This is a genomic window from Candidatus Methylomirabilota bacterium (genome assembly GCA_035764725.1).
Lineage (GTDB): Bacteria > Methylomirabilota > Methylomirabilia > Rokubacteriales > CSP1-6 > DASRWT01.
On record DASTYT010000142.1, the window covers coordinates 68,855 to 87,974 of the forward strand.

The following is a 19,120-nucleotide window of genomic DNA, read 5'->3' on the forward strand; positions in this document are numbered from 1 at the left end:
GTGACGGCCGTGGAACGGCGCTTCGCGGACAAGGTGATGGTGGTCACGGGGGCGGCGGGTGGGATCGGCCGCGCCGCCGCCGCGCGCTTCGCCGCGGAGGGCGCGCATGTGGTCCTCGTGGACGTCAACGCGGGCGGCCTCGCCGAGTCCCTCGCCGCGGTGGAGAAGGTGGGCGGGCAGGGGCTCATCGTCGAGGCCGACGTGACGCGGATCGGCGAGGTGCAGCGCTACGTCACCGCGGCGGTGGAGCGCTGGGGCGGGATCGACGGTTTCTTCAACAACGCCGGTATCCTCGGGGTGGTGAGCCCGCTCGTGGACTACCCGGAGTCCACGTTCGACCGCGTCATCGCGGTGAACGTCAAGAGCGTGTGGCTCGGGCTCAAGGTCGTGGCGCCCGCCATGATCGCGCGGGGCGGCGGCGTCATCGTCAACACCGCCTCGGTGGCGGGGCTTCGCGGCTCGCCGAACCTCGTCGCCTACACCGCGAGCAAGCACGCGGTGATCGGGCTCACCCGCACCGCCTCCATCGAGCTCGCACGCCACGGGGTTCGCGTGAACGCGGTGTGCCCGGCGCCCATCGAGACCGCGATGGTGGATCAGCTCGAGGGCGGCTTCAATCCACGCGACCCACGGATCACCCGCGACCGGCTCGCCGCGACCATTCCCATGCGGCGTTACGGCAAGCCCGACGAGGTGGCGTCGCTCGTGGCCTACCTCATGAGCCCCGAGGCCTCCTACATCAACGGGGGCATCTACACGGTGGACGGCGGCGCGATGTCGTGAGGCCTCGGGACCGCGCGGCGCTGCTCGCCACCCTCCTCCTCGCCGCGCTCGCGCTTGTGGCGGCGCGGCCGGCGGGTGCCGACGACGCGCTGTGGACGCTGCTCAAGAACGGCCGTCAGATCGTTTTCGTGCGCCATGCCGTGACCACCGCGGGGGTGGGCGACCCACCGGGATTCAAGCTGAACGACTGCGCCACCCAGCGCAATCTCACCGAGACGGGGCGAGCGGACGCGCGACGCCTGGGCGAGGTCTTCCGCGGCCATGCCGTGCCGGTGGGCCGCGTGCTGTCGAGCCCGTGGTGCCGCTGCCTCGAGACCGCCCGGCTCGCCTTCGGCGGTGACGCCGAGGTCTCCAGGCCGCTGTCGAACCTCTACGGGCGCTCGGAGGCCTCCGCCCGCCAGGTGCGCGAGATGGAGACACTGATCGCGACCTGGCGGCCCGAGGGCGCGGGCGGCAATCTCGTGATGGTCTCGCACGGCTCGAACATCCTCGCGCTCACGGGCATCAGCGTCGAGCCGGCGGAGATGGTGGTACTGACCCCCCACGCCGGCGAGCGCTTCAAGATCGCTGGCCGCCTGTCCGCGCGCTAGATCCCGCGGCTAGCGGGGTAGGCGCGGCGCCTCGGCGCAGGTCCGCTCGATCTCCTCGACGGTCTTGGGAGTCCCGGCGGTGAGATTCTCGTGGCCCTCCGCCGTGACGAGGATGTCGTCCTCGATGCGCACGCCGATCCCGCGGAGTTCGCGGGGGATGGGGTGCACGATCTTCTCGGCGCGCGCCTTCTCCTCCTCCTCGAGCTTGCGGGCGGCGGCCACACCGAGGCGGTAGCGGCGCTCCCACATCTCCTCCTCGCTGTACTCGCGGAGGTGGAAGGTGACGGACTCGCGCTCGGGATCGATGTAGAGGCCCGGCTCCACCGTCACGACCATGCCGGGCTCGAGGGCCCGCGACTGGCGGCGCACACGGTAGTCGCCCACGTCGTGCACGTCCATGCCCAGCCAGTGGCCGGTGCCGTGCATGTAGAACTCACGGTAGTGGTGCATGGCCAGCGATTCGTCCACGCCGCGCGGGAGCAGGCCCACCGCCACCAGCCCCTCGGTGAGCACGCGCCGGGCCGCCTCGTGCATGGCCTCGTAGCGCGCGCCGGGTCGGGCCGCCGCGATGGCGGCCAATTGCGCGTCGAGCACTATCTGGTACACCCGCCGCTGCGGCGCGGTGAACCGGCCGTTCACCGGGAACGTACGCGTGATGTCGGAGGCGTGGTAACCCCACTCGCAGCCCGCGTCGATGAGCAGGAGGTCGCCGTCCTCCATGCGCCGCCGGTTCTCGTTGTAGTGGAGGATGCAGGCATTGGGGCCGGAGGCCACGATGGACGGGTACGCGTTGCGCGAAGAGCCGCCCTTGCGGAACACGAACTCGATGGCCGCCTGCACCTCGTACTCGCGCTGCCCGGGGCGGGCGAAGCGCATGGCCTCGATGTGGGCGTCGCGGCTGATCTCGCACGCGCGGCGCTGGCGGGCGAGCTCCTCGGGGGCGCGGCGGAGCCGCATCTCGTGGAGGAGCGGCCCGGGATCGTCGATGCGGCTCGGGGTGACGAAGCCCCGCACGCGCACGCCGCGCATCTCGTTGACCAGCCGGATCACGCGCGCATCGTGGTGCGGATTGCCCAGACGGTACACGAGGCCGGCCCGGTCCACCGCGTACTCGCGCAGCCGTGCGTCGAGCTCGTCGATGGTGTAGGCGGCGTCCGCGCCGTAGGTGGCGATGGCGCCCTCCACGCCGGCGCGCCGTCCCGTCCAGATCTCCAGCTCGCGGTCGCGCGGCCGCACGAAGAGGACGAAGCGCTCCTTGGCGTGCGCGGGGTTGAACACCGCCACCGCGTCGGGCTCATCGAAGCCGGTGAGGAAGTAGAAGTCGGAATCCTGACGGAACTCGAAGTCGGTATCGGCGTTGCGGGCCGCCTCGCGGCCGGCGGGGATGATCGCGAGCGATTCGCCGAGCGCCTCGGCGAATCGCCGCCGTCGCTCGAGGAAGGGGGCGAGGTCGAAGGCCATGCGCGTAGCGTACCATGTTGACAGTCCCGCGCGATTGCGGAACAATCCCGGGCGCCGCTACCGGACGCTCCGAAAGGACGGATCATGCGCACTACGACGCGACTCCGCCAGTTCCTCGCCGCCCCCGGCCTCATCGTCGCGCCCGGCGCCTATGATGGCTTCTCCGCGCGCCTCATCGAGGCGGCGGGCTTTTCCGTCGTGTACATGACGGGCGCGGGCACCGCCGCGTCGCACCTGGGCCAGCCCGATCTCGGGCTCGCCACCCTGACCGAGATGGCGAACCATGCCTCCCACCTCGCCAGCGCAGTGTCGCTCCCCGTGATCGCGGACGCCGACACCGGCTACGGCAACGCGCTCAATGCGGTGCGCACGGTGCGGGAATACGAGAAGGCGGGCGTGGCCGGCCTCCACATGGAGGATCAGGTCGCGCCCAAGAAGTGCGGGCATATTGCGGGAAAGCAGGTGGTGCCCACCAAAGAGTTCGCGGAGAAGATCCGCGCCGCCGCCGAGCACCGCACCGACCCCGACTTCGTCATCATCGCGCGCACCGACGCCCGCGCGGTGACGTCGCTGGAGGACGCCATCGACCGCGGCAACCGCTATGCGGAGGCGGGCGCGGACGTGATCTTCGTGGAGGCCCCCCAGACCCTGGAGGAGATCCACCGCGTGGCCCGCGAGGTGAAGGCGCCGCTGCTCGCCAACCTGGTGCAGGGGGGCAAGACCCCGCGCGTGCCCACCGACGAGCTCGAGCGCCTCGGGTTCAAGATCGCGATCTTCCCCGCGGTGTGCATGGCGGCGGCCGTCCCCGCCATCGAGCGCGCCCTCGGCCTCCTCAAGGAGCGCGGCACCGACTGGCACGAGGGCCCGGTGCTCTCCCCGATGGACATCTTCAGAAAAGTGGGCTTCGACTGGTGGCACGCCGTCGAGGAGAGGTACACCGGGGCCTGAGCCGGTTCGTGTCCACCGCTCCGCGCACGCTGTTCGAGAAGATCTGGAGCCGGCACGTCGTGACCGAGGGCGCCGGCGGCATGAGCCTGCTCTACATCGACCGGCTCCTCATGCACGACGGCGCCGTGCACACCTTCGACCGTCTCCGGAAGGCGGGACGGGCGATCCGCCGGCCGGACGCCATCGCCGCCACCGCCGACCACTACGTCCCCACCGCGACCGGCCCCCGCGGCATCGCGGATCCGGCGATCCGCGGCATGGTCACGGAGATGGCGCGCCACACCGCGGATCTCCGCATTCCCTACTTCGGGCCCGGCGACGCGCGGCAGGGCATCGTCCACGTGATGGGCCCCGAACAGGGCTTCACCCTGCCCGGCATCACCCTCGTCTGCGGCGACTCGCACACCGCGACCCACGGCGCGTTCGGCTGCCTCGCCTTCGGAATCGGCGCGTCGGAGCTGGAGCACGTGCTGGCGACGTCGTGCCTCTGGCAGCGCAAGCCCCGCGCCATGAGGATCCGTGTGGACGGGGCGCGGCCCCCGGGCGTCGCTGCCAAGGATGTCATCCTTACGGTGATCGCCACGATCAGCGCGGCCGGCGGCACCGGGTACGTGATCGAGTATGCCGGCGCCGCCATCGCCGCGATGTCGATGGACGAGCGCATGACCGTCTGCAACATGTCCATCGAGGCCGGCGCCCGCGCCGGCATGGTCGCGCCCGACGTCACCACCTACGGGTATCTCGAGGGACGCCCGTTCGCGCCCGCGGCCGCGCAGTGGGACGCGGCGCGCGCGCACTGGGAGACACTGCCGTCGGACGAGGGCGCGGTGTTCGACGCCGAGGTCGTGCTCGACGCCGCCACGCTCGCGCCCACGGTGACGTGGGGCACGAGTCCCCAGGAGGCGCTGCCCATCACCGGCCGCGTGCCCGATCCCGCGGAGACCGCGGACCCCGCGCGGCGATCCGCCATCGAGCGGATGCTCGCCTACATGGGCCTTGCCGCCAACACACCGCTCACCGCCATCAAGGTCGACCGGGTCTTCATCGGCTCGTGCACGAACAGCCGCCTAGAGGACCTTCGATCCGCCGCCGTGGTCGTCCGCGGCCGTCGCGTCGTGGTGCCGGCCTGGGTGGTGGCGGGCTCCGGCCTGATCAAGCGCGCGGCGGAGGCGGAGGGCCTCGACCGGATCTTCCGCGAGGCCGGGTTCGAGTGGCGCGAGCCGGGCTGCTCGATGTGCATCGGCATGAACGGCGACACCGGCCGCCCCGGGGAGCGCGTGGCGTCGACGTCCAACCGCAACTTCGAAGGACGCCAGGGTAAGGGCGTGCGCACGCACCTCATGAGCCCGGCGATGGCCGCCGCCGCCGCGGTCACCGGCCGCCTCACCGACGTCCGGGCCCTCACCGGCGAGGCGCGCTGAGCGTGGACCCCTTCACCTCGGTGACCGCCGTGGCGGTGCCCTTCGACGCGGTCAACATCGATACGGATCGCGTGATTCCCGCGCGCTTCCTGCATAAACCGCGCGGCCCGGAGTACGCAGGGCTTCTCTTCCACGACGTGCGCTTCGACGAGGATGGCCGCGAGCGCGCCGATTTCATCATGAACCAGCCCGCCTTCCGCGGCGCGCGCATCATCGTGGCCGCGGACAACTTCGGCTGCGGCTCTTCCCGCGAGCACGCGGTGTGGGCGCTCGCCGCGTACGGGATCCGCGCCGTCATCGCTCCCTCGTTCGGCGACATTTTCTTCAACAACTGCTTCAAGATCGGCGTGCTGCCGGTGGTGGTGCCCGCGGAGACGGCGGCGGTGCTGCGCCGCCAGCTGCACGCAATGCCGGGTGCGTCGATCACCGTGGACCTCGAGGCGCAGACGGTGACCGGCCCCGACGGGGCGCACATCCCGTTCGCCGTGGATCCGTTCCGGCGCCAGGGCCTCCTGCGCGGTGAGGATGAGATCGCGCTCACCCTGGGTCACGAGGCGGCCATCGCGGCCTTCGAGCGGCGCCATGCGGGCGAGGAGCCGTGGCTCGCCGTCGAGCGACGCGCATGAAGACGCCGCTCTCGGTCTATCTGCCGTTCAACCGTGACGCCCTTCGTGGCGCCTTCGAGACCGCCAAGGCGGGCACGGCGCCGCCGCCGCGGGAGGGACACTGGCTCTTCGTGCAGGACCAGAGCCTGCTCGTCGCCGCCGCGGGCGATGGCTTCCGTTTGCCGCACGGCCGCCCCCCCGCCGAGCTCGCCGCCGCGATGAGCGAGCCCCTGTGGCTCGGCACGTGGCGCGGGGTGCCGTGCTGGGTGTCCGCGGTGCCGAAGCACGCGCCCGTGCCGAACGGGCTACGCGCGGAGACCATGATCCCCATGCGCGGGGCGCGGCTGCCCGACGAGCTGCTGTCGCTCGGTGGCATGGCCATGCAGGGCCTCTGGTGGGAAAGCACCAGCGGCCACTGTCCGCGCTGCGGCGCGCCGACCACGCGCATCGCCGGGGAGTGGGGCAAGCGCTGCGGCGGCTGCGCGTACGAGCACTACCCGCATCTGCATCCCGCCGTCATCGTGCTCGTGCGCGATACCGGGCGTGTGTTGCTCGCGCGCAAGCCGGAGTGGGCGCCCGGCCGCTACGCCCTCGTGGCCGGGTTCGTCGACAACGGCGAGTCCCTCGAGGGTGCGGTGGCGCGCGAAGTGAAGGAGGAGGTGGGCGTGGACGTGACCGACATCCAGTACGTGGGCAGCCAGAACTGGCCGTTCCCCAGCCAGCTCATGGTGGGCTTCGTCGCGCGCTATGCGGGCGGCGAGCTCGCGGTGGATCGCGGCGAACTGGAGGACGCGCGCTGGTTTCCCGCCGACGCGCTGCCGGACCGGCCCTCGCGCCACAGCATCGCGCGCTTCATCCTCGACAACCATGCGGCGCTCTAGCCGTTCACGCTCACCGAGAAAGGAGACCTGAAATGTCCATCACGCGTCTCAGCGTCGGTCCGCGGTTTTCCGGCGTGGTCGTGCACGGCGACACCGTCTACCTCGCGGGCCAGGTCGCGACCGATGCGAGCGCCGGCGTCAAGGGACAGACCGAGCAGATCCTGAAGAAGATCGACGAGCTGCTCGCGGCGGCCGGATCGAGCAAGGCGAAGATGCTCTCGGCCACCGTGTGGCTCGCGAACATGGGCTCCTACGATGAGATGAACGCTGCCTGGGATGCGTGGGTACACCCCGATGGAAAGCCCGCGCGCGCGACGGTGGAGGCACGTCTGGCGAGCCCGAAATATCTCGTCGAAATTGCGGGCGTGGCCGCGCGCTAGTCAGCGTCAGTCTGGTGACTCGTGTAAGAGTGTAAGAGTTACGCCGCCAACATTGTAAGAAATTCTCAATGGAAATCGGCTACCCTAACGGAGCCTTTCGCGCTACGAGGTGAACATTAGTGCCAGAGACCTATGATTCCGGAATCGAGCGTGGCATGAAGTCTGCTGGGCGGGTGGCCAACATGAAAACGCTCCTTCGGATTCGCCGCCGCCGCCGCTCCGCGCAAATCGTGGTTGCCTCCCGTGAACCTTATGTGGCACCGCCTAGAGTTCCTGATGCGGCCCTGCATGCCCTGCAGCGTTTGCGCTATGAGGTCTACTGCCTGGAGCAAAAGTTCGTGGACGCCGCGTGCTGCACGGACGGCCGCGAGACCGACGAGTACGATCCCCACGCGATCCACTTCGCGGCGGCCACCGACACGGGTGAGGTGGTGGCGACCCTCCGGCTCGTGCTCGACTCGCCCCTGGGCTTCCCGCTGGAGCGCCACGCGCTGTCGCTGCTCGACGAGCGCCCGCGGGGTGAGCGCGCGCGCACCGGTGAAGTCTCGCGCCTCATCATCGCGTCCCGGTATCGGAGCTCCACGATCCGGGAGCCCCTCATCCTCTTCGGGCTCTTCCGCCACCTCTACGAGGAGTCGTGGCGGCTCGGCCTCGACTATCTGATCGCGGCGATGGAGGGCAAGCTGGCGCGGCTGCTGCGGCGGCTCGGGTTCCCCTTCGCCGAGCTAGGGGATCCGATCAGCTACTTCGGTCAGGTGATTCCCTACGGGGCCCCTCTCGCCACGATGCGGCAGGGTTACCGGCGCATCATCGCGTATCAGCGGAGCTGCGTGGGCGGCGGCCGGCCACCCTTCCGCTATTTCCGCGTGAGCTCCGACCGGCTCGCCGGCGCACGCCTGGGCGAGCGGCGCGACTGCGCCTGAGCCCCGCTAGGCTCGGCTCTCGTAGACGATCTCGCCGGCCACCAGGGTGAGGCGCGGCGTGATGTCCTTGATGGCGCTCTCCGGACAGGTGAAGACGTCGTCGGAGAGCGCCACGAGGTCGGCGCGCTTGCCCACCTCCAGCGTGCCCGTCAAGCGGTCCTGACCCGACGCTTCCGCGTTCCAGGCGGTGAAGGACCGCACCGCCTCGTCCCGCGTCATCCGCTGCTCCGGCTGCCACCCGCGGTCCTCGCCGGTCCGCGGCCGCCGCGCCACCGCCGCGTAGATCCCGTGGAACGGGTTGGGATCCTCGACGGGGAAGTCCGAGCCACCCGCGATGCGCACGCCGGTGGCCAGCAGTGACCGCCATGCGTACGCGCCCCGCAGTCGCTCCGGTCCGAGGCGCGCTTCCGCCCACGGCATGTCCGACGTGCAGTGGGTCGCCTGCATGCTGGGGAGCACGCCGAGGCGCGCGAACCGGCCGATGTCGCGCTCGGCGAGGATCTGCGCGTGCTCCACGCGGTGCCGGAGCGCACGGGCCGCCGGCCGCTCCGCGAGCACGCGCTCGAAGGCGTCGAGCACCATGGTGTTGGCGCGGTCCCCGATGGCGTGCACGCACACCTGGAAGCCGCGCGCGGCGGCGTCCGCGGTGAGACGGTAGAGCTCGTCGGGGGGGAGCAGCACCAGGCCCGAGTTCTCGGGATCGTCGCAGTACGGATGATGCAGCGCCGCCCCGCGCGAGCCAAGCGCGCCGTCGGCCATGAGCTTGAGCGCGCGCACCTCCACCCGGCCGTCGCCCATGGACTCGGGGCCGTCCGCCCGGTAGCGCTCCCAGGCCGCCGGCTCGCGACCGGCCACCGCGACGTAGTTCCGGAGTGGAAACTGGCCACGCTCGACGAGGCGGCGATAGGCGGCGAGGGCGCGTAGATCCGCCCCCATCTCGTGGAGGCCGGTGAGCCCGGCGGCGAGGCACTGGGCGATGGCCTCGCGCACCGCCGCGTCGAAGCGCGCCTCGTCGGGCGGCGGCTGCACGTGAGCCACGAGCCGCTGCGCGGTGTCCACGAGAAGACCGGTGGGCTCGCCGCGCCCGTCGCGCACGATCACGCCGCCGGAGGGATCGGGCGTGTGGCGGTCGATCCCGGCCGCGCGGAGGGCGGCGGAATTGGCCCACGTCGCATGGCCGTCCACACGCACCAGCGCCACCGGGTGATCGGGCGCGACGCGGTCGAGGGAGGCGCGCGACGGGAAGGCCATGTCCGCCCAGAGATTCTGGTCCCAGCCGCGGCCCGCGATCCACTCGCCGCGGGGGAGCCGGGCCGCCGCCTCGCCCACGCGCCGCGCGATGGCCTCCTCGGAGGTGCGTCCGCCTGCGTCGAGGGTGAAGCGCGCGCGCGCGAGGTGCATCAGGTGCCCGTGCGCATCCACGAGCCCGGGCAGCACCGCGCGCCCATGCAGATCGAGAATCGGCTCGCCGGCGGCGGGATTGACGTCCGCGCGGCGGCCGCAGAAGACGATGCGGCCGTCCCGGACCACCAGCGAATCGGCCACGGAGCCGAGGGCGTCCATCGTGTAGATCCGCGCATTGGTGACAAGCATGACGTCGATGATATGCTGGCTCGCCGAACGTGACCACCCCGCTGCCACGCGCTCCCGTCAGCCCGGCACCCCGTCCGCCGCACCTGCGCCATAACGTGCTGGCGCTGGGGCTGGACTTCGGTCTGTTCCTGGTCGGCCTCTCCTTCGCGGGCCAGGCCACCATCCTGCCCGCCTTCGCCGCCCACCTGGGCGCGCCCAACGTGGTGATCGGCGCGATTCCCGCGCTGATGACGGTGGGCTGGTACCTGCCGCCCTTGTTCGTCGCCGGCTACACGGAGTCCCTGTCGCGCAAGCTGCCGTTCATCGTCCGGTACACCGTCTGGGAGCGCGCGCCGTACCTGGTGCTCGCCGCGGTGGCCTTCACGCTCGCGGATCCGGCACCCGGCCTCTCGCTCGCCCTGTTCCTCGCCATGCTGCTCGTCATCGCGGCCACGGGGGGTGTCCTCATGCCCGCGTGGCTGGACGTGGTGGGTCGCGCCATCCCCACCAGGCTCCGAGGCCGCTTCTTCGCCGCGACGAGCATGTCGGCGGGCGTCGCCGGCCTCGGCGCCGGGCTCGTGACCGCCTGGCTGCTCGCCACCGTGCCCGCGCCCCGGAGCTACGGGATCTGCTTCGTCATCGCCGCCCTGTTCCTGGGCCTGTCCTACGTCGCGCTGGCGAGCGTCAAGGAGCCGGACGGTCCCGCCGCCGCGGCCGCGACCTCGCTCGTGCGCCAGCTCCGCCGCGTCCCTGGGCTGCTGCGCGGCGATCGCAACCTGGCCTGGTATCTCGCCACGCGCCTCTTCGCCACCATCGGCGGGGTGGCGAGCGGGTTCTACACCGCGTACGCGCTCACCGTGCTGGGGACGCCCGCGTGGCGGGCCGGCGTGTTCACCACCGCGATCATCGTGGGGAAGCTTGCGGGGGACGCGGTACTCGGGTGGGTCGCCGATCACGCCGGCCACCGGGCCGTGCTCATCGTGGGCGTCCTCGCCACGGTGGTCGGCAACGGCATCGCCCTGACCGCGCGCTCCGCCGATGTCCTGGATCTGGTCTTCGCGCTCGTGGGCGTGCAGTTCGCCGCGCACAACGTGTCCGGGCTCAACGTCTTGCTGGAATTCGCCCCGTCGGTTGCCGAGCGCCCGACCTACATCGGTCTCGGGCTCACCATGGTGGCGCCGGTGGCCTTTGCCGCCCCGCTCGTCGCGGGGCTCGTGGCCGACACCGTGGGGTTCCGCGCGGTGTTCCTCGGCGCGGCGCTGGGCGGGCTGACCGCGCTCGTCCTGCTCATCGGCCTCGTGCGCGATCCGCGCCACGAGCGGGAGGCGCGCGTTGCCGTGTGACGAGCGGCTCGCCGCATGACGACGCCATTCGACGACGCGCGCCGGAGGCTCCTGGTTGGGGGTCTGTGCGGCGGCGCGCTCTGGCTCTTCGGGCCCGGAGGCCGCGCATGGGCTCAGGGCGCCCTCGAGCGTGAGCACGCGCCGCGGCTCGAGATGCCCATCCTCGCCGAGGACTCCGCGGCGGTGCCGGTCCGGGTCTCCGTGGAGCACCCGATGGAGCCGGATCACTACATCCGCTCGCTCGAGGTGACGCTCGACAGGGACCCGATGCCGTGGAAGGGGAAGTTCAACTTCACGCCGGCCAACGGCCGCGCGTGGGCGGCCTTCACGATGCGCTCGGGGTCGGGGGGCACGGCGCGGGCGGTGGCGGAATGCTCCCGGCACGGGCGCTTCACCGGCGCCGGCGACGTGCGCGTGGCCGAGGGCGGCTGCGCGACCGGGGGCGCCCCGATCGACCGCACGCGGATCGGCAACCCGCAGCTCCGCCTGCCGGGCTCGCTGCGGGCGGGGCAGATCGTCGAGGTCAAGACCAAGGTGGACCACGACTCCAGCACGGGCCTCGTGGCCAAGGGCGGGAAGCTCGTCCGCGAAGGGCCCGAGTTCTACGTGAAGAGCCTGCTCGTCTCCTTGGACGGTGAGCCGGTGTGCGAATTTCAGATGGGCTCGGCGATCAGCGCGAACCCCCTGATCCGCTTTCCCCTCAAGATCACGCGGAGCGGCACCCTCACGGTGGTGTTCGTGAACAACGAAGGACAGCGCTGGGAGACTTCCCAGCCCGTGAAGATCTAGCCAAGGGCGATCGCGCCGGCGGCGGCGAGCCGCTCGATCTCGGCGGCGGCGAGCCCGAGCTCGCCCAGCACCTCCGCGGTGTGCTGACCCAGCAGAGGGGCGGGACGGGTGAGGCGGGCCGGAGTCGCCGAGGCGCGCACGGGAAAGTCCACCATCCGGAGCGTCCCGTAGCCCGGCTGCTCGACCTGCGCGATCAGCCCGAGGTGCTTGACCTGCGGATCCTCGAAGACCTCGTCGAACTCATAGATGGGGCCCGCCGCGATCTGCGCCTTCTCGAAGCGCGCCACCCATTCCGCCGTCGAGTCGGTGGCGAGCACCGCCTCCACCCGCGCCTTCATCTCCGCGTGATGGGCGAGGCGCTCCTGGTTCGTGGCGAAGCGCGGATCGCTCCGGAGCACGGGATCGCCCAGCACGCCGCAGAAGCGGTCCCATTGATCGGGGCTCAGCAGCACCACGTTGAGATAGCCGTCGCCGGTGCGATAGGCCTCGGCGGGCGTGAGGTTCGGGTTCCGGTTGCCCTCGCGCGTGGGCCGCTTGCCGGAGTCGAAGTAGTGCGCGACCGGATCGGGCAGCATCGCGATGGTCGCGGCGAGGAGGCTCACGTCGAGGTGCTGCCCGCGGCCGGTGCGCGCGCGGTGCACGAGGGCGGCCTGCACCATGCCGAAGGTGAGATACGACGCGGCGAGGTCGGAGATCGAGCCGCCGGCCCGCGTGGGCGGATCGCCGGGCTGACCGGTGAGGGCCATGATGCCGCTCATGCCCTGGGCGATGAGGTTGTAGCCCGGGCGGCGAGACAGCGGCCCGTCCTGGCCGAAGCCGGTGACCGATGCGTACACGATGCCGGGGTTCGCCGCGCTCACCGCCGCGTAGCCCAGACCCTGCCGCTCGGCCACGCCGGGCAGGAAATTCTCGATGAGCACGTCGGCCCGGCGCGCGAGCTCGATGGCGACGCGCCGCCCGTCCGGGTGTCCCAGGTCGACCGCGATCCCGCGCTTGTTGCGGTTCACGGACGCGAACGCCGCGCTCATGCCCCGGCCGCGGAGGGAGCGGAAGTCGTCGCCGCGGCCGGGCCGCTCCAGCTTGATCACGTCGGCGCCGAGATCGCCCATCAGCATGGCGGCGTACGGTCCGGCGATGACGCGCGAGCAGTCGAGGACCCGCAGGCCCTCGAGCATGGTGGGTCGGTCGGTCATGGCGGCCCCTTGTGGGTATCAGCGCGGCCGGGGCAAGTCAAGCCCGCGGGAACCCACGGGCCATGTCCCGTGTTGTTTGAGCGGTATTCGTCCAACCACCTCCCCACCACCACACAAGGAGGTCCCATGGCCAGCGCCGCACGCGCGTTCAATCCCCTGAGCCGCAGAGAAGTGCTCAAGTACGGCGCCTTCACGACGGTGGGGGGCGTGCTCACCCCCGGTATCTCGATGGCGCAGGCGATCGTCACCGACACCAAGGGCATTGTGGCGCGCGACATCTCGCTCAGCGTGGGAGGCACGGCGATCCCCGCCTACGAAGCCCGGCCCGATGGCGCGGGGCCGTACCCCGTGGTGACGGTGATCTCGGGCTTCACCGGAAACAACGAGCACCACAAGGACGTGGTGCGGCGCCTCGCCCATGCGGGCTACTACGCGATCTCACCGGAGCTCTACGCGCGCGAGGGCGGCATGCAGGGCAAGGACTTCGCCGAGATGGGCAAGATCTCGGGCGGCGTCACCCGTGCGCAATACCTCGGTGACATTCGCGCCGCCACGGATCACGCCAAGGCGCAGACGTGGGCGCGCGCGAATCGCCTCGGCGTTACCGGCTTTTGCGGCGGCGGCGCGCTCACCCTGCATTTCACCGCGGAGTATCCGGGCGTGACCGCGGCGGCGCCGTGGTACGGCCAGGTCAAGCGCGTGCTCAAGGACGCGCCCGGCGTCGACGCTTTCAGTCTCGTGGATCGCATCAAGGCGCCGGTGCTCGGGCTCTACGGCGCCGCCGATCCCGGTATCCCGGGGGAGGACGTGAAGCGGTTCGAGGCCGAGCTGAAGAAGCACAATCCGGCGGTGGAGTTCATCCTCTACCCGGACGCGCCGCACGCCTTTTTCTCGGACGACCGGCCCCAGACCTACCGGAAGGAGGCCGCCGAGGACGGCTGGCGCCGCCTCCTCGCCTTCTTCGAGAAGCACCTCAAGGCCTGATCGGGGCGTTAACTCACACTCATTGTTCTCTTAGACCCCGAGGCCTGCGAGGGCCTCGGGGCGCAGTTCTTTCGCCCTCGCACGGGACGTCCGTTGACATTCTTGGCGGTGTGTCAGCGCGAACTGTCAATTCCTCGAAGTGACAGCCCGCTGACGGTCTCTTTTGCCTCGTGATTTCGTGACGTTGTTCGCACCTACCGATGGCATGGATGTTGCGATTCCGACGGCGGCGGCGGACCGGTGACAGCCGGACCGCCGATCCGAATCGGGACGGAGACCGAGCGAGAGGGCATGGAATACGACGTGGACCGGGAAGTGGCCTTCGTGGGGCAGCGGGTCAAGCAGAAGATCTGCGCGGCCCTCACGATCACCGCGGTGATCCCCCTCCTGATCCTCACCTACGCGATCTACGCGCACGTCGTTCCCCTCCTCGATCCCGTCTCCGCCTCCAACGATCTGATCTGGTTCGAGGCCCTCGTGATCTTCACCGGGCTGCTCATGGCCGCGGGCGGCTTCGTGGTGTGGGATCTCGCCGCCGCGGTTGCCCGTACGGCCGAGATGGTGACGGAGGCGCGGCGGGCGGAGGGCATGGCGGCGTTCCGGCACGACGAGGTCGGCACGCTGATGAACTCGTTCTCGCGGATGCTCGCCACCATCGAGGACCAGGCGGCCGAGATCAATCAGTTCGCCCAGCGGCTCGAGGGCGCCTACAAGGAGCTCGAGTTCACCAACGCGCGCCTCAAGGAGTTCTCGTTCAAGGACGACGTGACCGGGCTCTACAACCGGCGCTTCTTCTCGATTCGCCTCGAGGAGGAGGTCTCCCGGTTCCGGCGGTTCAATCATCCGGTGTCGATGGTGCTGCTGGACCTCGACGGCTTCAAGTCGGTCAACGACGAGCTCGGGCACGGAGCGGGGGACGACACCCTGCGCATCATGGCCGACATCCTGATGCGCTACTCGCGCGGGATCAACGTGATCTCCCGCTGGGGCGGCGACGAGTTCGCGGTGCTTCTCGTGGAGACGACCAAGGCGGGCGCCCGGCTCTACGCCGACCGGATCCGCCAGGTGCTCGCCGAGTATCCGTTCGCCCACGGCCGCCGCATCACCGCGAGCTTCGGCATCGCCGCGCTGCCCGAGGACGTGGCCCCCACCGCCGACACCGTGCTGCAGGCCGCCGACGAGGCCCTCTATGCCGCCAAGCGCGCGGGCAAGAACCGCGTGTGCGTCTTCGAAGACATCACGGCGGTAGCGCGGGTCGAGCCGGAAGTGGAGCGCGTGTGAGCGAAGCCGCGCCGACCAACCCCGGCGTCTTGATCGTCGACGACGATCGCCATATTCGCGACATCCTCCGCGAGCTCTTCCTGTCCAGCGGCTACAGCGCCCAGGTGGCGGCGGACGGGCGCGAGGCCCTCGAGCTGTTCGACGCCGACCGGCCATCCCTCACCGTGACTGACGTCCACATGCCGGTGATGGATGGGGTCGAGCTCCTCAAGAAGGCGCGCGCCATCGATCCCGACGCGGCCTTCCTCGTGCTCACCGGCGTCGCCAACGTCCAGACCGCGGTGGAGAGCCTCAAGTTCGGCGCCTACGACTTCATCATGAAGCCCGTCCACATGGACGAGCTGCTCATCGCCGCCGAGCGCGCCCTCGAGCACCGCGGGCTCCTCATCGAGCGGCGCGAGCACCAGGTGGTCCTCGAGCGCCGCGTCGAGGAGGCCACGCGGGAGCTGGCCGCGACCCTGCACGAGCTGGAGAGCACCTACCGCACCACGCTGGAAGCGCTAGGCTCCGCCATCGACACGCGCGACCTCGGCACCCACGCCCACTCGCGGCGGGTGCGCGGGTACTCGCTGGCCATCGCCCGCGCCTACGGGATGCCGGAGGTGGAGCTCCGCGACCTCGAGCACGGGGTGCTCCTGCACGACATCGGCAAGATCGGGATCCCCGACGCTATTCTCCTCAAGCCCGGGCCGCTCACCCCGGCCGAGTGGAAGATCATGCGGACGCACCCGGAGATCGGGCGCCAGCTCGTCGAGCAGATCCCGTTCCTGCGCGGGGCGGTGCCGATCGTGTACCACCACCACGAGCGCTGGGACGGCACCGGCTACCCGCTCGGCCTCAAGGGCGAGCAGATCCCGCTGGGCGCCCGCATCTTCGCCATCGCCGACGCGTTCGACGCCATGACCTTCGACCGCCCCTACTCGCGGGCCATCTCACTGGAGTCGGCGCGGCGCGAGGTCGAGCGGTCGGCCGGCTCGCACTTCGATCCGCGCGTCGTGAAGGTGTTCCTCGAGCTGCCCGTCGACGTGTTCGAGACGATTCGCCGCCAGTCGGTCGAATAAGGCCTCGCGTCCGAACTCCCGCCTACGATAGTATGCGCGCATGCCGCGCTATCTCTTCATCGTGACGAGGGAGGAGCCCGAGCTCTGGGCGCATCTCAAGCGCGAGTTCGTCAACGAGGAAGGGGTCGTGGTGATGCTCGACCGGCGCCGGACGGATCGCCGCCGCTCCGGCGCCACGTGGGGAGGGACGGAGCGGCGGCGGCTCGACCGGCGCGTGCATCCGTCCATCCGGCACGAGCTGAACACGCTGAACTTCGCCCTCGTCCGCGCGGACTGACGCGCGGCACGCGCGGGCCCCGCCGGCCCGGGCGGTGAAGGAGTGAGCCGGTGCGGCCGATCGACTCCATCCTCGACACCGCGATCGCGCTGAACGCCACCGACGTGCACCTGCAGGCGGGCTTGCCGCCCGTCTATCGCGTGCAGCGGGGGCTCGTCCAGAAGGGCCGCAAGGTCCTCTCCCCGCGCGACGTCGAGGATCTCGTCACCTCGCTGATGACCGACCACCAGAAGCGTCTCTTCCGCGAGAAGCTCGACTACGACTTCTCGTGCAGCGTCCCGGGCCGCGCGCGCTTCCGCGTCAACGCCTTCCATCAGCGCGACACGGTGGCGGCGGCGCTGCGCCGCATCCCGTTCGAGATTCCCACCCTCGAGAGCCTGGGCCTCGGCGCGAGCGTCGTCGAGCTGGCCCGGCTCAAGCGCGGGCTCGTGCTCGTCACCGGCGCCGCCGGGCACGGAAAGTCCACGACCCTGGCGTCCCTCATCGACCGGATCAACGGGGAGCGGACGCTCCACATCGTGACGATCGAGGACCCCATCGAGTACCTCTTCCGCCACCGGCAGAGCGTGGTCGTGCAGCGGGAGCTTGGCACCGACGTGTCGAGCTTCGCGGCCGGATTGCGGGCGGCGCTCCGCGAAGACCCCGACGTCGTCTTCGTGGGTGAGATGCGCGACTTCGCCACCATCGAGGCGGCGCTGACCGCGGCCGAGACGGGCCACCTCGTCTTCTCGACCCTGCACACCAAGACGCCCGCGCAGGGCATCGACCGCATCGTGGACGTGTTCCCGCCCCATCAGCAGCAGCAGGTGCGGGTGCAGCTCGCCAACGTGCTCCATGCCATCGTGACCCAGCAGCTCCTCGTGCGGAAGGACGGCGACGGGCTCGTGGTGGCGGTCGAGCAGCTCAACGCCACTCCCGCCGCGCGCAACCTCATCCGCGAGGGCAAGACGTTCCAGATGCAGACGCTCATCCAGACTGGCGCCGCCGCGGGCATGTCGACGATGGAGCAGTCGCTCAAGGCTCTCCACGATCGCGGGCTCATCTCCTACGAGGACGCGATGGACCATGCCTTCGATCCCCGCGAGCTCGCCCGCCTCATGGGCCGGACCTAGTCCGTTGCGCCGGCTGTTGCCCGTCCTCGCCGGCGCCGTCGCCCTCCTCCCGTTCGTGCCCGCGCTCGATGCGGGCTTCGTGAGCTGGGACGACGTGCCCATGCTCGTCGGCGAGACCGGCTACCGCGGCCTCGACGCGCGCGCCCTCGGCTGGATGCTGAGCGCCACCGTGATGGGCCACTGGAGCCCGCTCGCATGGCTCTCCTTCGCGGTGGACCACGCGATGGGCGGGCTGGACCCCCGGATCTTCCACGCGACGAGCCTGGCCCTGCACGGCGTCAACGCTGCGCTGGTGTGTGTGGTTGCGCGGCGGCTTCTCGCCCTCGCCGGGGGCGAGCGCGCCGCGGTGAGGCTCTCGGCGGCCGTGGACGTGACGGCGGCGGACGCGGGCGCGCTCGGCGCCGCCCTCCTCTTCGCGCTGCATCCCCTCCGCGCGGAGACGGTGGCGTGGATCTCCGACCGGCGTGACCTTCTCTGCGCGACGTTCGTGCTGCTTGCCGTGTGGGCCTATCTGCGGGGAATCGCCTGCGCGGGTCGTCTGCGGGGCGGCTGGCGGCTCGCGTCACTGGCCGCCTTCGCCGCCGCGCTGGCCTCCAAGGGGCTCGCAGTGACGGTGCCCGCCCTGCTCCTGCTGCTCGACTGGTATCCGCTGCGCCGCGCCGCCGGCTGGCCCGCGCGCGTCCGCGAAAAGGCGCCCTACGCCGCACTGGCGCTCGGCGCGGCCGTGGCGACCGCGCTCGCCCTGCGCGCCTCCGCGACGGTGGCGGATTACGCGCAGTACGGGCCCACGTCGCGCCTGGTCCTCACGGGCTATGCGTTCTGGATCCATCCCGCACGATTCGCCTGGCCGGCCGGGCTTTCGCCGCTCTACGAGCTGCCCGGCGAGGTGTGGTGGGGGGACCTGCGCTTCCTGCTGCCGACGCTGGCCGCCGTGGCCGTCAGCGTCGGGCTCCTCGCGCTGCGGCACCGGTGGCCCGGGGGCATCGCCGCCTGGGCTGTCTCCCTGATCTTGCTGGCGCCGGTCGGAGGCGTCGTCCTCGCGGGCCGACACGTGGCCGCGGACCGCTACACCTATCTTTCTGGGCTCGGGCTGACGCTCCTCGCCGCGGGTGGCCTGGTGTGGGCTCTGACCGGCCGGGCCGCGGCGACGCGCGCGACGGGGGCGGCGCTCGCGGTCCTGCTCCTGGCGACCCTGGGCACCCTGGCCTGGCGGCAGACGGGGTTCTGGCACGACTCGGAGCGGCTGTGGCGACGCGCGGTCGCGATAGGGCCGGACTGCGCCGTCTGCCTCAACGATCTGGCTCGAGCCCTCATGCGTCCCGATCCGGGCCGGCCGGGCGGTCCCGACCCACGGGCCGAGGCCGAGGCCCTGCTGCGGAGGGCGATCGTCCTCCGACCCGAGCAGCCGGGCCCGTACCAGAACCTCGGTGCCCTCCTCGTGATGGGGGGGCGCTGGAGGGTGGCGGAGACGGTGTTCGCGGAGGTGGTCCGGCGCTGGCCGGCCAGCGCGGACGGC

19 protein-coding genes are annotated in these 19,120 nt (G+C 71.2%); 16 read left to right on the forward strand and 3 right to left on the reverse strand.

Annotated elements, in window-relative coordinates; all coding sequences use genetic code 11:
- Entirely contained in the window at positions 1–783 is a 783-nt protein-coding gene (locus tag VFX14_23490) for an SDR family NAD(P)-dependent oxidoreductase (GenBank protein ID HEU5192655.1), read from the forward strand.
- Positions 780–1,373, forward strand: a complete 594-nt coding sequence (locus tag VFX14_23495; protein ID HEU5192656.1) for a histidine phosphatase family protein — start codon at positions 780–782, stop codon at positions 1,371–1,373. The genes VFX14_23490 and VFX14_23495 overlap by 4 nt, the downstream gene beginning before the upstream one ends.
- Positions 1,374–1,382: 9 nt before the next feature.
- Here VFX14_23495 and VFX14_23500 read toward each other — a convergent pair whose 3' ends face one another.
- Positions 1,383–2,834 (reverse strand): aminopeptidase P N-terminal domain-containing protein, encoded by a 1,452-nt coding sequence (locus tag VFX14_23500; protein HEU5192657.1) that lies wholly within the window; start codon positions 2,832–2,834, stop codon positions 1,383–1,385.
- Positions 2,835–2,918: 84 nt separating this feature from the next.
- Here VFX14_23500 and VFX14_23505 point away from each other — a divergent pair, with 84 nt between their 5' ends.
- The 6 genes from VFX14_23505 (at position 2,919) to VFX14_23530 (ending at position 7,992) form a co-directional block, all read left to right on the forward strand.
- Complete coding sequence (locus VFX14_23505; GenBank protein ID HEU5192658.1) at positions 2,919–3,782, forward strand: isocitrate lyase/PEP mutase family protein; 864 nt, start codon at positions 2,919–2,921, stop codon at positions 3,780–3,782.
- Between the two features lie 8 nt (positions 3,783–3,790).
- On the forward strand, positions 3,791–5,203 hold the full coding sequence (leuC, locus tag VFX14_23510; GenBank protein HEU5192659.1) for a 3-isopropylmalate dehydratase large subunit: 1,413 nt from the start codon (positions 3,791–3,793) through the stop codon (positions 5,201–5,203).
- A 2-nt stretch (positions 5,204–5,205) separates the two neighbouring features.
- Positions 5,206–5,829, forward strand: coding sequence for a 3-isopropylmalate dehydratase small subunit (gene leuD, locus VFX14_23515; protein HEU5192660.1), 624 nt, complete (start codon positions 5,206–5,208; stop codon positions 5,827–5,829).
- The gene (gene nudC / locus VFX14_23520) at positions 5,826–6,689 is read left to right on the forward strand and encodes an NAD(+) diphosphatase (protein ID HEU5192661.1); all 864 of its coding nucleotides are present in this window, start codon (positions 5,826–5,828) and stop codon (positions 6,687–6,689) included. Before leuD ends, nudC begins: the two co-directional genes overlap by 4 nt.
- A gap of 32 nt (positions 6,690–6,721) precedes the next feature.
- Positions 6,722–7,069 (forward strand): RidA family protein, encoded by a 348-nt coding sequence (locus VFX14_23525; GenBank protein ID HEU5192662.1) that lies wholly within the window; start codon positions 6,722–6,724, stop codon positions 7,067–7,069.
- Positions 7,070–7,251: 182 nt separating this feature from the next.
- Positions 7,252–7,992, forward strand: coding sequence for a GNAT family N-acyltransferase (locus tag VFX14_23530; GenBank protein HEU5192663.1), 741 nt, complete (start codon positions 7,252–7,254; stop codon positions 7,990–7,992).
- 6 nt (positions 7,993–7,998) lie between these two features.
- Here VFX14_23530 and VFX14_23535 read toward each other — a convergent pair whose 3' ends face one another.
- Positions 7,999–9,585 carry an amidohydrolase gene (locus tag VFX14_23535; protein HEU5192664.1) on the reverse strand — a complete coding sequence of 529 codons (1,587 nt, stop codon included), beginning with the start codon at positions 9,583–9,585 and terminating at the stop codon, positions 7,999–8,001.
- Between the two features lie 29 nt (positions 9,586–9,614).
- Between VFX14_23535 and VFX14_23540 the strand changes: the two genes are divergently transcribed.
- Complete coding sequence (locus VFX14_23540) at positions 9,615–10,907, forward strand: MFS transporter (protein ID HEU5192665.1); 1,293 nt, start codon at positions 9,615–9,617, stop codon at positions 10,905–10,907.
- Positions 10,908–10,922: 15 nt separating this feature from the next.
- On the forward strand, positions 10,923–11,696 hold the full coding sequence (locus VFX14_23545; protein ID HEU5192666.1) for a thiosulfate oxidation carrier protein SoxY: 774 nt from the start codon (positions 10,923–10,925) through the stop codon (positions 11,694–11,696).
- Here the strand turns inward: VFX14_23545 and VFX14_23550 are convergent.
- Positions 11,693–12,889 (reverse strand): CoA transferase, encoded by a 1,197-nt coding sequence (locus VFX14_23550; protein HEU5192667.1) that lies wholly within the window; start codon positions 12,887–12,889, stop codon positions 11,693–11,695. The genes VFX14_23545 and VFX14_23550 overlap by 4 nt on opposite strands.
- 126 nt (positions 12,890–13,015) lie before the next feature.
- On the opposite strand from VFX14_23550, the gene VFX14_23555 reads away from it, so the two are divergent.
- The 6 genes from VFX14_23555 to VFX14_23580 form a co-directional block, all read left to right on the forward strand.
- Positions 13,016–13,873 carry a dienelactone hydrolase family protein gene (locus VFX14_23555; protein ID HEU5192668.1) on the forward strand — a complete coding sequence of 286 codons (858 nt, stop codon included), beginning with the start codon at positions 13,016–13,018 and terminating at the stop codon, positions 13,871–13,873.
- A 291-nt stretch (positions 13,874–14,164) separates the two neighbouring features.
- On the forward strand, positions 14,165–15,154 hold the full coding sequence (locus tag VFX14_23560; protein HEU5192669.1) for a GGDEF domain-containing protein: 990 nt from the start codon (positions 14,165–14,167) through the stop codon (positions 15,152–15,154).
- Positions 15,151–16,215: an HD domain-containing phosphohydrolase gene (locus VFX14_23565; GenBank protein HEU5192670.1), complete on the forward strand. Its 1,065-nt coding sequence runs from the start codon at positions 15,151–15,153 to the stop codon at positions 16,213–16,215. The genes VFX14_23560 and VFX14_23565 overlap by 4 nt, the downstream gene beginning before the upstream one ends.
- Before the next feature lie 40 nt (positions 16,216–16,255).
- Positions 16,256–16,492: a hypothetical protein gene (locus VFX14_23570; protein HEU5192671.1), complete on the forward strand. Its 237-nt coding sequence runs from the start codon at positions 16,256–16,258 to the stop codon at positions 16,490–16,492.
- 50 nt (positions 16,493–16,542) lie between these two features.
- Entirely contained in the window at positions 16,543–17,604 is a 1,062-nt protein-coding gene (locus VFX14_23575; GenBank protein ID HEU5192672.1) for a type IV pilus twitching motility protein PilT, read from the forward strand.
- 4 nt (positions 17,605–17,608) lie between these two features.
- A partial coding sequence (locus VFX14_23580; protein ID HEU5192673.1) for a hypothetical protein occupies positions 17,609–19,120 on the forward strand: 1,512 nt, incomplete at its 3' end.

Excerpts from the sequence above, each read along its gene's own strand:
- VFX14_23500 (HEU5192657.1), bottom strand. The coding sequence starts at position 2,834 with ATGGCCTTCGACCTCGCCCCCTTCCTCGAGCGACGGCGGCGATTCGCC.
- VFX14_23505 (HEU5192658.1), top strand. The coding sequence starts at position 2,919 with ATGCGCACTACGACGCGACTCCGCCAGTTCCTCGCCGCCCCCGGCCTC.
- nudC (HEU5192661.1), top strand. The coding sequence starts at position 5,826 with ATGAAGACGCCGCTCTCGGTCTATCTGCCGTTCAACCGTGACGCCCTT.
- VFX14_23525 (HEU5192662.1), top strand. The coding sequence starts at position 6,722 with ATGTCCATCACGCGTCTCAGCGTCGGTCCGCGGTTTTCCGGCGTGGTC.
- VFX14_23530 (HEU5192663.1), top strand. The coding sequence starts at position 7,252 with ATGAAAACGCTCCTTCGGATTCGCCGCCGCCGCCGCTCCGCGCAAATC.
- VFX14_23535 (HEU5192664.1), bottom strand. The coding sequence starts at position 9,585 with ATGCTTGTCACCAATGCGCGGATCTACACGATGGACGCCCTCGGCTCC.
- VFX14_23545 (HEU5192666.1), top strand. The coding sequence starts at position 10,923 with ATGACGACGCCATTCGACGACGCGCGCCGGAGGCTCCTGGTTGGGGGT.
- VFX14_23550 (HEU5192667.1), bottom strand. The coding sequence starts at position 12,889 with ATGACCGACCGACCCACCATGCTCGAGGGCCTGCGGGTCCTCGACTGC.
- VFX14_23555 (HEU5192668.1), top strand. The coding sequence starts at position 13,016 with ATGGCCAGCGCCGCACGCGCGTTCAATCCCCTGAGCCGCAGAGAAGTG.
- VFX14_23560 (HEU5192669.1), top strand. The coding sequence starts at position 14,165 with ATGGAATACGACGTGGACCGGGAAGTGGCCTTCGTGGGGCAGCGGGTC.
- VFX14_23570 (HEU5192671.1), top strand. The coding sequence starts at position 16,256 with ATGCCGCGCTATCTCTTCATCGTGACGAGGGAGGAGCCCGAGCTCTGG.